Annotated in this window: 13 protein-coding genes and 1 tRNA gene; 6 read left to right on the top strand and 8 right to left on the bottom strand. The window is 64.3% G+C overall.

The window, feature by feature from the left end:
- Positions 1–120 precede the first annotated feature (120 nt).
- Positions 121–960, top strand: a complete 840-nt coding sequence (locus M2341_RS12940) for an ABC transporter permease (protein ID WP_264585517.1) — start codon at positions 121–123, stop codon at positions 958–960.
- 40 nt (positions 961–1,000) lie between these two features.
- Here M2341_RS12940 and hspQ read toward each other — a convergent pair whose 3' ends face one another.
- Positions 1,001–1,396: a heat shock protein HspQ gene (gene hspQ, locus M2341_RS12935; RefSeq protein WP_264571004.1), complete on the bottom strand. Its 396-nt coding sequence runs from the start codon at positions 1,394–1,396 to the stop codon at positions 1,001–1,003.
- A gap of 143 nt (positions 1,397–1,539) precedes the next feature.
- Between hspQ and M2341_RS12930 the strand changes: the two genes are divergently transcribed.
- Positions 1,540–1,629, top strand: a tRNA-Ser gene (locus M2341_RS12930).
- 190 nt (positions 1,630–1,819) lie between these two features.
- On the opposite strand, the gene M2341_RS12925 is transcribed toward M2341_RS12930, so the two are convergent.
- Together M2341_RS12925 and M2341_RS12920 are read right to left on the bottom strand one after the other, a co-directional pair.
- The gene (locus M2341_RS12925) at positions 1,820–3,244 is read right to left on the bottom strand and encodes a UdgX family uracil-DNA binding protein (protein ID WP_413715527.1); all 1,425 of its coding nucleotides are present in this window, start codon (positions 3,242–3,244) and stop codon (positions 1,820–1,822) included.
- Positions 3,241–4,482, bottom strand: coding sequence for a putative DNA modification/repair radical SAM protein (locus tag M2341_RS12920; protein ID WP_264585516.1), 1,242 nt, complete (start codon positions 4,480–4,482; stop codon positions 3,241–3,243). Before M2341_RS12920 ends, M2341_RS12925 begins: the two co-directional genes overlap by 4 nt.
- A gap of 190 nt (positions 4,483–4,672) precedes the next feature.
- Between M2341_RS12920 and purC the strand changes: the two genes are divergently transcribed.
- Positions 4,673–5,452, top strand: coding sequence for a phosphoribosylaminoimidazolesuccinocarboxamide synthase (purC, locus tag M2341_RS12915; RefSeq protein ID WP_181560284.1), 780 nt, complete (start codon positions 4,673–4,675; stop codon positions 5,450–5,452).
- Between the two features lie 49 nt (positions 5,453–5,501).
- Here the strand turns inward: purC and M2341_RS12910 are convergent, their stop codons facing one another.
- A complete protein-coding gene (locus M2341_RS12910) occupies positions 5,502–6,281 on the bottom strand; it encodes a glutaredoxin (protein WP_264585515.1) in 780 nt (259 codons plus the stop codon).
- Positions 6,282–6,349: 68 nt separating this feature from the next.
- Here M2341_RS12910 and M2341_RS12905 point away from each other — a divergent pair, with 68 nt between their 5' ends.
- On the top strand, positions 6,350–6,754 hold the full coding sequence (locus tag M2341_RS12905; protein WP_264585514.1) for a MerR family transcriptional regulator: 405 nt from the start codon (positions 6,350–6,352) through the stop codon (positions 6,752–6,754).
- Between the two features lie 4 nt (positions 6,755–6,758).
- Here M2341_RS12905 and M2341_RS12900 read toward each other — a convergent pair whose 3' ends face one another.
- The 4 genes from M2341_RS12900 to M2341_RS12885 all read right to left on the bottom strand — a co-directional run bounded on the left by M2341_RS12900 (position 6,759) and on the right by M2341_RS12885 (position 9,961).
- Positions 6,759–8,063 carry a sensor histidine kinase gene (locus M2341_RS12900; RefSeq protein ID WP_181561478.1) on the bottom strand — a complete coding sequence of 435 codons (1,305 nt, stop codon included), beginning with the start codon at positions 8,061–8,063 and terminating at the stop codon, positions 6,759–6,761.
- Positions 8,064–8,136: 73 nt separating this feature from the next.
- Positions 8,137–8,802 carry a response regulator transcription factor gene (locus tag M2341_RS12895; RefSeq protein WP_181560281.1) on the bottom strand — a complete coding sequence of 222 codons (666 nt, stop codon included), beginning with the start codon at positions 8,800–8,802 and terminating at the stop codon, positions 8,137–8,139.
- A 48-nt stretch (positions 8,803–8,850) separates the two neighbouring features.
- A complete protein-coding gene (locus M2341_RS12890; RefSeq protein ID WP_181560280.1) occupies positions 8,851–9,168 on the bottom strand; it encodes a hypothetical protein in 318 nt (105 codons plus the stop codon).
- 58 nt (positions 9,169–9,226) lie between these two features.
- Positions 9,227–9,961 (bottom strand): SIMPL domain-containing protein, encoded by a 735-nt coding sequence (locus tag M2341_RS12885; RefSeq protein ID WP_264573336.1) that lies wholly within the window; start codon positions 9,959–9,961, stop codon positions 9,227–9,229.
- A 139-nt stretch (positions 9,962–10,100) separates the two neighbouring features.
- On the opposite strand from M2341_RS12885, the gene M2341_RS12880 reads away from it, so the two are divergent.
- Both M2341_RS12880 and M2341_RS12875 read left to right on the top strand, forming a co-directional pair.
- Positions 10,101–11,888, top strand: a complete 1,788-nt coding sequence (locus M2341_RS12880) for an ABC-F family ATP-binding cassette domain-containing protein (RefSeq protein WP_264585513.1) — start codon at positions 10,101–10,103, stop codon at positions 11,886–11,888.
- Between the two features lie 112 nt (positions 11,889–12,000).
- Positions 12,001–12,882: a DMT family transporter gene (locus M2341_RS12875; RefSeq protein WP_264585512.1), complete on the top strand. Its 882-nt coding sequence runs from the start codon at positions 12,001–12,003 to the stop codon at positions 12,880–12,882.
- The last annotated feature ends 2 nt before the right edge of the window (positions 12,883–12,884 follow it).

Raw genomic sequence — 12,884 nt, 5'->3', positions numbered from 1 at the left:
ATGATCGGGTCATATGGGCATCCATGGCCCAAAGGTCAAACGGCCTGTCATCGACAAAGCCGGGCGGCACAGTATCGCTGTGCCATTGCTGCTGCGGGTGGGACGCGATAGGGCAGTTTCATGGCCGAACCTGCTTCCTCGCACACCCAACCGCTCATTCGTCATGAACCGGGCGTTCCCGCCATCCACGGCGTCAACTGGTCCGGGATGAAGGCGCTCTACCTCAAGGAAGTCCGCCGCTTCCTCAAGGTGCATCTGCAGACGATCTGGGGGCCGGCGCTTACCAGCCTGTTGTTCCTGATCATCTTCACCGTCGCGCTGGGGCGTGGCGGCCTGATGGTGATGGGCGTGCCCTTCGCTGATTTCGTGGCGCCCGGCCTCATCATCATGGCGATGGTGCAGAACAGCTTCCAGAATACCGCCACCGTGGTGCTCGCCGGCAAGCTGCAGGGGACCATCGTCGATTATCTCATGCCGCCTTTCTCCGCCGGGGAACTGCTGTTCGCCCTCGTCGCGGCCTCGGTGACCCGTGCGGCCTTTGTCGGTGGCGCCATCTGGCTGGCGATGCTGGCCTGGCCGGGCGTCCATGTGGCCCCGCATCATCTCTGGGCCGTCGTCTATTTCGGCATTGCCGGCTCGGCGATGCTGGGCTTCCTCGGCATTCTCACCGGGATCTGGGCAGAAAAGTTCGATCATGCCGCAGCCGTCACCAACTTTCTCGTCGCGCCGCTCTCGCTGCTCTCCGGCACCTTCTACTCGATGGATCATGTCTCGCCGATCATGCGGGCGATCAGCCACGTCAATCCGTTTTTCTACGCGATTTCGGGCTTCCGCTATGGCTTTCTCGCCGCGGCCGATTCGCCCATCGCGGTCGGCGCGGCGCTCCTGCTCGCGCTCAACCTCGTGCTGGCAGTTGTGTGCTATATCGGGCTACGGCAGGGGTGGCGCATCAAATCCTGATCGATAGCTACGGCCCGGCTGGCGAGCGGGGCACCTTCATTCAGTGCCAGTAGCTCGGGTCGAGCGCATAATGCCCGCCGCGATGCTCGCCGAACAAGGCGGTGACAGCCGGATGATCGATCGGCTCGTCCGTTCCGTCGGCCACTAGATTCTGCTGGCTCACATAAGCGACATAGGTCGCTTCACCATTGTCCGCGAACAGATGGTAGAAAGGCTGGTCCCGCTCCGGCCGCATCGCCTCGGGAATGGCCTCATACCATTCCTCGCTGTTGGAAAAGACCGGATCGATATCGAACACAACCCCGCGAAACCCCAGCAGGCGGTGCCGGACCTTCTCCCCAATGCCGAAATGCGCGTGCGACACGCGATGGGCGGCACTGATCGTCGGAATGTGCGTCACGGAAGAGAATGACTTGCGGGCTTGGGCTTGATTCATGAGACAGATTTAGTGTCGCCGGCACCGAGTGCAAGTTTTCCCGCACCGACTGCTTGGCAAAGCCCCGATCATCCGCTAACAGCGCGCGCTCGACTACCGCAGCGGCGCTCTCATTCAGGGCACTGCGACGCGAAAACCTCTGCGGAGAGGTGGCAGAGTGGTCGAATGCGCCGCACTCGAAATGCGGTGTACGGGCAACCGTACCGTGGGTTCGAATCCCACCCTCTCCGCCATTTACAATTGAGCACAGTACCGATGGCGCGCGCCTCTCTGCTCCGTCGTTCCCGATTTCGGCCTGTACTTGCGTTCGCTGCGATCGGGAGATGGTCAGTTCGATGGCTCTCTGCTCCCCTTTTATTCCAAGTGATCTCCGCAGGCCTGTGCGCAACATCAGCGGCCGTCGCACCGCGTCTCTTGCACTCATCAACCTTGCAGCGCCACGCGGACCGCCGCCAGATCGCGGGCGAACAAATTCTGTTCCCGCGCTTGCGCCTCGCCGCTCAGGCGCAGCAGATAGCTGGGATGGGCGCTCAGCCAGAGCTGGCTGCCGTCCGCGAGCTGATAGGGTTGGCCGCGCTCCTTGGCGATGCTGGGTGTTCGGCCCAGCAGGGCGCGTCCTGCGCTCGCGCCTAAGGCTAGCACGATCGTTGGCTGAACGATCCGTCTTTCGGCATCGAGCCACCAGCGGCAATGGTCGATCTCCCCGGCGGTCGGGTTCTGGTGGAGACGACGCTTGCCGCGTTGCTCGAATTTGAAATGTTTGACGGCGTTGGTCAGCCGGATCTCGGGACGATCGAACCCAGCCGTCTCAAGATGCCCGTCGAGCAACTGCCCCGCCGGGCCGACAAAAGGCCGGCCCTGCTGCTCTTCGAAATCGCCCGGCTGCTCGCCCACAATCATCAGCCGCGCGTTGCCGGGCCCTTCGCCAGCGACTGCGCGCGTGCCGTTGCAGCCGATCGGGCAGGCCGTGCAGGTCGAGATGCCCTCGGCAATCTCGCCGAGGGACGTCGGGGGCGGGCGCTGGAAGGGATCGGCGCCTTGATCGACCATCTGAGCCTCGCGGGCCTGCGCGCCGGCAATCAACGCAGGGATCAATGCGGCTTCCGGCAGGTTCTTCCAGTAGCGTCGAGGCATTTCCTTCACCATCATCGCCACCTTGAGCCGGGCAGGGTTGAAGATGGAGGCATAATAACGCTGCCAAAGCCCTTCGATCTCGTCTTCGCCGGGGGCATCCCGGGCGTCGGCGCTCGGCCCCTCCGCAAGTTGGGTGCCATCCCAATGCAGGCTGAGATCGGGCGTCAGGATGGACCAGCGCTGGCTTGCAAACCGGTTGAGGAAAAACGGGGCATTGGCGCGCACGATCGCGTGATCCGGCTCGAACCAGGCGACGTAGCGATCCGTTCCATCAGGATCATGGGCCAACCGAAACCGCACGAACGCCCGCATCTTGTGAATGTCGCGGCGCACCTGCCGCTCCAACTGCGTGAGGGCGTGCACATCGGCATCGCTCGTCTTTTCAAGCAGGTGCGGGTCGCTTTGCAGGCGCCACAACAGGCGATAGAGCAGCGCCAACCGTGTATCCGAGCTGTGCAGGATCACCTTGCGGGCCAACTCGATGAAGCGCTTGTTGGCCGTGACCGGGCGGGGTGATGGAGCCGGCTCGGGCGTGTCTTTGGACGCGAACAAATCCCGCGCGCCGTCCAATGCCGCTGACCAGCGGATATGCTCTGGAGCGACGCCCTGCGAGACCAGGGCGCGGGCCAGATCGCGCCATGTTTCGAAATCATGGGCATCCTCCAGTTCGGCATTGAACAGCGCCGGCTGATCTCGGAGCTGGGCCGGCTTCACCCGAACAGTTCCATCTGGCGGGGCGGCGGGGCCAGTCGGGCGCGCAGGTTTGCCGTGTCGATCAAGCCTGTCGGGCGCCAGTCGGCCGTGACGATGAACGGCCGCAATTTGGTGACCGTGCGGGTGAGCCGGGCGAGATCATCCAGCCGGAGACGATGATGGCGGCGGGCTTGCAGGATGGCAGCCACGGCCCGCGTGCCCAGTCCTGGCACGCGCAACAGCTTCTCGCGCGATGCCAGATTGATGTCGACCGGAAAATCCTGCCGGTGCCGCAAGGCCCAGGCCAGCTTGGGGTCGATGTCGAGCGCCAGCATCCCGTCATCGTCCGTCGCGGTCTGCACCTCGCTTGTCGAAAATCCGTAGAAGCGGATCAGCCAGTCGGATTGATAGAGCCGATGCTCGCGCATCAGTGGTGGTCGCTTGAGCGGCAGAACGGCGCTGGCATCGGGGATCGGGCTGAAGGCGGAATAATAGACGCGGCGCAGGCGATGGCGGTCGTACAATTCGCTGGCCCGGCCGATGATCTGCGTGTCGCTGGCGCCGTCCGCGCCGACGATCATCTGGGTAGATTGGCCGGCGGGCGCGAACATCGGCGCATGCTTGAAGCGTTTGCGCGCATCCTTCGCCTCGACCATGGCCGAACCGAGCCGCGCCATGGCCCCTTCGATCTGCCCGCCATTCTTGTCCGGCGCCAGATCGGTCAGACCGCGCTCAGTCGGCAGTTCGACATTGATTGAGACGCGATCCGCCCACAGGCCCGCTTGCTCGACCAGCGCGCGATCGGCCTCGGGAATGGTCTTGAGGTGGATATAGCCCTTGAAGCCATGATCCTCCCGCAAGGCACGGGCGACCTCGATCAGTTGCTCCATCGTATGGTCGGCAGATTTGATGATGCCGGAGGAAAGGAATAGCCCCTCAATATAATTGCGCCGGTAGAAGTTGAGCGTCAGCTCGACGACTTCCTGTGCCGTGAACCGCGCACGACGCACATTCGAGCTCTTGCGGTTGACGCAATAATGGCAGTCAAAGATGCAATGATTGGTGAGCAGAATCTTGAGCAGCGAGATGCAGCGCCCATCCGGCGCATAGGCATGGCAGATGCCCATGCCTTCGGTCGAGCCGATCCCCTTGCCGTCGCGACTGTTGCGCTTGGCCGTGCCGGACGATGCGCAGGAGGCATCATATTTGGCGGCATCCGCAAGGATCGCCAAGCGTTCCGTGATCGTCTCCTGTTTCATATGTTCTTTATATGTTCCGGCGCCATGCCCGGCAAGCGGCGAGCGGGCCAGCTCGGCTCGGTTCGTCTGAAAATTGCACTGCCATGTGCCTTGCGCTATGCGCTTGGGAAGAGCCCCGGTGTCCGCTGATCCTCGCTGATTCGCGCCGCCGGGGCCTTGATTTTTACAACTGATGAGTAGGCACCCGCACATGTCCCGTCGTCGCCAGATTTATGAGGGCAAGGCGAAGATCCTTTATGAAGGTCCCGAGCCCGGCACGCTGATCCAGTATTTCAAGGACGATGCGACTGCCTTCAATGCGCAGAAGAAGGGGACGATCTCCGGCAAGGGCGTGCTGAACAACCGGATTTCCGAGCATGTCTTCACGCTGCTCGCGAACATCGGCGTGCCCACCCACTTCATCAAGCGGCTGAACATGCGCGAGCAGCTCATTCGTCAGGTGGAGATCGTGCCGATCGAGGTCGTGGTGCGCAATGTCGCCGCTGGCTCTCTCTCCACGCGGCTGGGCATTGAGGAGGGCACGCAGCTCCCCCGCACGCTCATCGAATATTATTACAAGGATGATGCGCTCGGCGATCCGCTGATCACCGAAGAGCATATCGCCTGCTTCGGTTGGGCGAGCCAGGAAGAGATGCACGACATCGCCGACATGGCGATCCGCGTGAACGACTTCATGAGCGGCTTGTTCGCCGGCATCGGCATCCGTCTGGTCGACTTCAAGCTGGAGTTCGGCCGCATCTGGGATGGCGATTTCTCGCGCATCATCCTGGCCGACGAGATCAGCCCGGATGGCTGCCGGCTGTGGGATATGGCCACCAACGAGAAGCTGGACAAGGACCGCTTCCGCCGCGATCTGGGCGGCGAGGTCGAGGCCTATCAGGAGGTCGCCCGCCGCCTTGGCCTGCTGCCCGAGGGCCTTGAGAACGACGTTCTCGATCTGGAGAGCCACCGCAAGAAGCGCGGCAAGTAAGAGACGGTTCGGGCCGGGCGCTGAACAGCGGCGCCCGGCAACCGCGCCTTTACATCGGCGCGCCGGGTAGCAGCCAGGCATTGAGGCCCATCCACAGGGGCATGGCGACCATGAACAGGTCTTCGGTCAACGACACGAAGCCGAGCGGCACATTGGTCCCGCCGCCGACGCAGGCACATTTGAGGCTGCGTTTCTCCACATAGACGGCCTTGTAGATAGACACCGCGCCGATGCCGCCGATGAACGCGGCGACTGGTACCGAGAGCCAGGGCAGGGCCCCCGCGAGCATCAGCACGCCGGCGCCCAATTGGGCGAACGGATAGATTGAGGCATAGGGCACCCATTTTCGGGCCAGCAGATCATAGCCCAGGAACATGGTCGCGAACCGATCCACATCCTGCAGCTTGAGCATCGCCAGCAGGATCATCGTCACAGAGATGAAGCGCTCGAGGGTGAGCAGGCTGAGCAGCGGCGCGGCCGTCAACAGATCGATCGTCAGCGCGATCAGCGCCGCGACAGCGAACACGACCAGAACAGGCGTATAGCTCGTCGCGTTCGGATCTTTGACGCTCAGGCCCAGGAAGCGGCGCAAGTCATCATGGCCACCGATCCGCTGACCGTCGATGAACACCTGCGGCGTCGTGGTCACATAATGCTCGGCCTTGAACGCCTCCTGTTGTTCGCGCGTTTCGATCCAGCGATCCTCGACATCATAGCCTTTGCTGCGCAGCAGGTGCAGCGCCTTGAGGCCATAGGGGCAGATGTGGCCGGGCATCACCAACCGATGGAGAACGGCCTTACGGCTGCTCGTGGCGCGGGGTTCAGGCATTGACGCTCATCCTTGCTGAGAAGTCCATGCACCCCATATAGGGTCTGTACCACGGTACGGAGTCAAGCATGGCAGCGATGAGCATTTCGGGTCTGGCGAAAGCCGGCGGCGTGGGGGTCGAGACGATCCGCTTCTATCAGCGCAAGAACTTGCTCCCCACGCCTGAGAAGCAGGCCGGCAATGACTTGTCCGGGGGCATAAGGCGCTATGGCGAGGAGGATGTTCGGCGGCTGCGCTTCATTCGGGCGGCGCAGCAGGCCGGCTTTACGCTGGAGGAAATCCGCACGCTGTTGTCGCTGGACGCGGGGCAGGATCGTGCCCGCGCGCGCGCTCTGGCGGAAGAGCGGCTGGTCCAGCTCGATGAAAAGATCGCGCAACTCGAAGCTGCGCGCGCCTCGCTACGCCAACTCGCGCGGACCTGTGCCCGTTCCGAAGAAGGGCTGTGCCCGATCCTGCAATCCTTCGGCGTGTGAGGCCTTATCCGGCCGGCAGGCGCAGGCGCACCATCAGGCCGCCCAGATCCTCGCTCTCGTCCAGCGTGACGGAGCCACCGTAGATTTCCGCGACATCGCGCACGATGGCGAGGCCAAGGCCGGTGCCGGGCTTGCCGCTATCCAGCCGCACGCCGCGATCGAAGATGCGTTCGCGCGCGGCCTCGGGAATGCCCATGCCGTCGTCCTCCACGAGAATGTCGACCCAGGGCGTGCTCTGCACCACGGTGACGAACACGCTGCCACCGCCATATTTGGCGGCATTCTCGACCAGATTGCCGAGCAGCTCGTCCAGATCCTGCCGCTCGACGCGGACGACGGCCGTCTGCGCGCCGTCGCGGTCAATGCGGACGTCCGGGTAGAGGCGCTCGACGGCGCGCTCCACCGCTTCGAGGCTCGGCCACACCAATGTGCGGCTCTGCGCCGCGCCGCGCCGGCCGAGGGCACGGGCGCGGGCAAGATGGTGGTCGATCTGGCGGCGCATCGTCCCGGTTTCCCGCACCACCGTGGTGGCGAGGTCGGGCGACTGGGCCGTCGCGGCGTTCATCACGACCGTCAGCGGCGTCTTAAGCGCGTGGGCGAGATTGCCGGCGTGGCGGCGGGCTTCCTCCGCCTGCTGCTCGTTATGGGCGAGCAGCGCGTTCAATTCCTCGACCAGCGGCTGGACCTCCCGGGGCAGGGGCACGGTTACGCGGCTCTTCTCGCCATCCCGCATGCGCGCGATTTCGCGGCGGATATGGCGCAGCGGACGCAGGCCGAAAAACACCTGCAAGCCGGCCAATATGATCAGCCCGACGCCCAGAATGACGAAGCTGTTGAACAGCGTAGCCCGCAGCGCGTGGATCTGCGCGTCCAGGCCCTCGCGGGCCTGCGCGACGATGAAAATCCACCGCGTATTGCTGCCCGGCAGGATTACGGTGCGAGCCATCAGGCGCAGTGGCTCGTCGGGGAACTGGTTGCTGTCCATCCCCTCGCCGGGATTGGTGGTCATGCCCGGCGTGACGCGGATCGCGCGGTCCCAGAGCGAGCGGGAGCGCCAGTCTTCATGGCCCTGACCGCTGATCTGGTAATAGAGCCCGCTTGCCGGCTCCAGAAACCGCTGGTCGGCCAGCGGGCGGTTGAACAGTACTTCGCCTTCCGGGCCGATCTCCGCCGAGGAGATCATGGCGGTCAGCACATAGGACAAGCCGTCATCGAAGGTGCGCGTGACGGTGCTCACCAGCACCCGGTCGAGCGCCAGCGCGCCGCCGAGCAACAGCAGGCCGATCCAGATGGCCGAGATGCCGAGAATGCGGCGACTGAGCGATCCGGTACTGCGGCTGGAGGCTGGCGGGGGCGCCGTCTCCGCATCGTGCGGCGCCGGTTCAGCCAGCGGGGTCCTCCAGGCTGTAGCCCAGACCGCGAATGGTGGAGATCACATCGGCACCCAGCTTCTTGCGGATGCGCGTGACGAACACTTCGATGGTGTTGGAATCGCGGTCGAAATCCTGATCGTAAATATGCTCGATCAGTTCCGTGCGGCTCACCACCTTGCCCTTGTGGTGCATCAGATAGGAGAGCAGCTTATATTCCTGCGCGGTCAGCTTCACCGGCTCGCCGTTCAGCGTGACCTTGCCCGAGCGGGTATCGAGGCGCACGCTACCGGCAATGAGTTCCGACGAGGCGTTGCCGGAAGAGCGGCGAATAAGCGCGCGCAGGCGGGCGATCAGTTCCTCGCTCTGGAACGGCTTGGCGAGATAATCGTCTGCTCCGGCATCCAGCCCGGCAACCTTGTCCGACCAGCTGTCCCGCGCCGTCAGCACGAGCACCGGCACCGCCGAGCCTTCCTTGCGCCAGCGGTCGAGCACAGTGAGGCCGTCGATTTCCGGCAGGCCCAGATCCAGGATGATCGCGTCATAGCTCTCGGTTGATCCGAGGAAATGGCCGTCCTCGCCATCGGTCGCGAGGTCCACGGCATAGCCGACGCCTTCGAGCGTGGACTTGAGCTGTTTGCCCAAGGTCGGCTCATCTTCGACGATCAGCAGACGCATGGCTTTTCCTTTCCGAATGAGGGAGCGTGCGCAGGCGATCCGGCCGGATCAGCGCGTCCGTCCGATGATATTGCCGGTCTTGCCGTCCACATCAACCCAGATGACCTTGCCATCCTGCTGGAGGAACTGCATCCGGTACACGCCTTCGCGAACGGATGGGGCGACGCCGACATATTGGGCGTCGCTGATCTCGCGCTCGACACGACGCTTGATGATCGAAAACGGCATCACCTCACCATCGAGCATGGCGCGCCGCGCCGCCCGCTGGTCATCGCCCCGCGCAAAGCTCTGCGCCGAAACGGGGAGGCTGGTGGCCGCCAGTGCCATCAGCCCGCCGAGCAGAAGAGAGGATGAAAGATGTTTCATGATGCCGTGTTAGCCATCAAGCATTGAACAAGCGCTGAATGTCCCATCTGTCCCCCGTTCAGGGTTCCAGCATATACTGGACGTTGAGGGAAATCGAGGTGGCGATCTCACCGGGCTCGATCTTGGTCTGCGGTGCCGCTGCAGCAGAGTCGCGCATAGCCATCATCGGCATCGGCGGCGGCGCGAAACCGCCACCTTCGGAGATGCTCACCAGGCGCGCGGTGCGGAAGCCGGTCGCCTGCGCATACAGGTTTGCGCGAGCCTGCGCGGTTTTCAGCGCCTTGGTGCGGGCCTGATCGAGCAGCTTGTCCGGCTCGGCAATGCCAAAGCTCGGGCCGTTGATGTTGGTCGCCCCGGCGGCGACCAGCGAGTCGATCAGATCGCCTGCGCTATCCAGCTTGCGGACCGCGACAGTGAGCTGGTTGCTGGCTTCATAGCCGATGAAGCGCGGACCTTTGCCATCTGTGCGGTCGCTATAATCATATTGCGGGTTGAGGTTGATGCCGCTGGTCTGGATGTCCTTGCGGGCGATGCCAGCCTTCACAAGCGCAGCGATCAGCTTGTCCATCTGGGTGGCATTCTGCGCCATCGCATCCTTCGCTGACATCGCGCGGGTCTGCACGCCGGTGTTGATGGTCGCCATATCCGGCGCGCTGTTCACCGATTCACTGACGCTCAGGCTCAGCAGCGGGCCCTTGGCAGCCTGGGGTGCCGGCGGTTGCGGCTGGGCCGAGACGATCGCCGGCGTCATGAGAGCGGCAGTTGCAGCGAGCAGAATTGGCAAACGACGCATGGAACATTTTCCCTTTTGTGTGATGGCCATAGAAATGGGCTGAAGCTTCTGAACGCATCCTGACCCATCGAGTTTCTTCCCGTTCATCTGGCGCCTCAGCCCTTGCTCCCGCCGCCTGCATCTGTTTTAGCGCCTTGCCATGGCCCCGCCACTTCTATCCTTCGAAAATCTCGGTCTCATCCAAGGCGCCGGCTGGCTGTTCCGTGGTCTGGACATTCATGTCGGCGAGCGTGATCGCCTGGCGCTGATCGGCCGCAACGGGGCCGGCAAGACCACGCTGCTCAAGCTGATTGCCGGCACGGTGGAGCCGGACGAAGGCAAGCGCTCGGTCGTGCCGGGGCGGCATGTGGTGATGCTGGAGCAGGACCCGGACGTCTCCGCCTTCGCGACGCTGCACGATTTCGCGACGTCCGGCGCGAAGGCGCCGGCTGCGCATGAGGTTGAGGCGATTGCGGACCAGCTCGGCATCGACCTCTCCCGCGCGGCATCGACCGCATCGGGTGGCGAGCGCCGCCGGGCGGCGATTTGCCGAGCACTGGCGAGCGAGCCGGACATCCTGCTACTGGACGAGCCGACCAACCATCTCGATATCGCCGCGATCACCTGGCTGGAGGATTGGCTGACGCGCTTCAATGGCGCATTCATCGTCATCAGCCACGACCGGACATTCCTCACGCGCCTCACCCGGTCGACGCTCTGGCTCGACCGGGGCAGTCTGCGTCGGCAGGAGATCGGCTTTGGCGGGTTCGAGGCCTGGATGGAAAAGGCCTATGCCGACGAGGCCCGCTCTGCGGAAAAGCTCGATGCGAAGCTGAAGATCGAGGCGCACTGGCTGGAGCGCGGCGTGACTGCACGGCGCAAGCGCAACCAGGGGCGGCTGGCCAAGCTCTGGGAGATGCGTGCCCAGCGCGCGGCGATGATCGGCCCGCAGGGCGGCGCCAAGCTGGAGGTCACCGCCAATGACACCAAAACCAAGAGCGTCATCACCGCCGAGCATGTCACCAAGCAGTTCGGCGACCGCGCGGTCATCAAGGATTTCTCGATCCGCATCCAGCGCGGCGACCGTATTGGCATCGTCGGCGGCAACGGGGCCGGCAAGACGACGCTGCTGCGCCTGCTGACCGGCGATCTGCAACCGGACAGCGGCACGATCACGCTGGCCAAGACGATGGACGGCATCGTCATCGACCAGCAGCGCTCGCTGATGCAGCCGGACAAAAGGGTGAGGGATGTGCTGGCCGAGGGCGGCGACTGGATCGACGTGCGCGGCGTGCGCAAGCATGTCCACGGCTATCTCAAGGATTTTCTGTTCGATCCGTCGCTGGCCGAGGCGAAGATCGGCACGCTCTCGGGTGGCGAGCGCTCGCGCCTGTTGCTGGCGCGCGAATTCGCGCGCGAATCCAACCTGCTGGTGCTGGACGAGCCGACCAACGATCTCGACCTGGAAACGCTCGACCTGCTGCAGGAGGTGATCGCCGATTATGATGGCACGGTGCTGATCGTCAGCCACGACCGCGACTTTCTCGACCGCACGGTGACTGTGACTCTGGGACTGGATGGCTCCGGCCGGATCGATGTGATCGCCGGCGGCTATGCGGACTGGGAAGCCAAGCGCCAAAAGCCCAATGCGGCGGGCAAGCGATCGGCTGCGAAGGCGGATGCACCCGCTGCGCCACCGCCGCCCAAGGCGGCGAAGCTCAGCTACAAGGATCAGCGGGATTACGATCTGCTGCCGGGGCAGATCGAGGCGCTCGAGGCGGCGATTGCGCGCGATGAAGCCGCGCTCGCCGACCCCGATCTCTATACCAAGAACCCCAAGCGCTTCGCCGAGTTGAGCGCGACGATCGAAAAGGCGCGCGCGCAAAAAGATGCGGCCGAGGAGCGCTGGCTGGAATTGGCCGAGCAGGTCGAGGCCCTGCAGGGTTGAGCCCGGCAAGGGCCGCGTGGCGTCCCGCACTCTTTAGCCGGATCGCGCAGATCAAGATTTTCGACGCACCCAGCCATGGTCGCCGGGGGCGTTGTCGCCGACGAGCATTCAGATGACCAGCACTCAACCGATTCGTGGAATTCTGCTCTGCGCCGCCGCTTTGCTGCTGTTCGCGGCGCTGGATACGACCACGAAAGTGCTCACCGCGCATTTCGCGGCGCCGGTGATCGTGGCGGCGCGTTTCATCGGCAACCTCTTGTTGATGCTCGTCGTCATGGCGCCGCGCGGCGGGCGGGAGATGGTGCGCACGACGCGCACCGCGCTCGTCTGGTTGCGTGGCTGCTGCCTCGCCTGCGCCTCCGTGCTGATGGCGCTGGCGCTCACCCGCATGCCGGTCGGTGAAGCGACGGCGATCATGTTTCTGGCGCCGACGCTGGTCGCGCTGGGTGGCGGGCTGCTGCTCGGGGAAGAGGTCGGGCTGCGGGGCTGGGGCGCTGTGTTGCTCGGGCTGGCCGGCGTCGTGCTGATCGCGCGGCCGGGTGGCGGGCTGGATGTGGTGGGCGTCATGCTCGCTTTGGGTGCCGCCATGCTCAATGGCACCTATCAGCTGATGTCCCGCACGCTGGCGGCGACCGAGAAGACCTTCGCGCTGCTCTTCTACAGTGCCGCCGTGGGCAGCCTCGTTTTCGGCGCGGTGGCGCCCTTCTACTGGGCGGGGCGGATGCCGACGCTTCTGGAAGGCGCGCTGCTGGCGTCGCTGGGCTTGTGGGGCGGGGTGGGACATTATCTGTTCACGGCAGCCTTTCGCCACGCCCCGGCTTCGACGCTGGCGCCGATCACGTATCTGCAGGTGCTGTGGGCGACGGTGCTCGGCTGGATCGTGTTCCGGCATGTGCCCGATCCGGTGGCGATTGTCGGGATGCTCACGATCGGCAGCGCCGGCACGTTGATCGTGCTGAAGCGCCGCCGCCGGACTCCGCCCGCGACGGTGTGAAC

The sequence above is a fragment of the Sphingobium sp. B7D2B genome, assembly GCF_025961895.1.
Classification (GTDB): domain Bacteria; phylum Pseudomonadota; class Alphaproteobacteria; order Sphingomonadales; family Sphingomonadaceae; genus Sphingobium.
The sequence above is the reverse complement of the archived record's forward strand: the minus strand, read 5'-3'. Positions and strand labels throughout refer to the sequence as shown.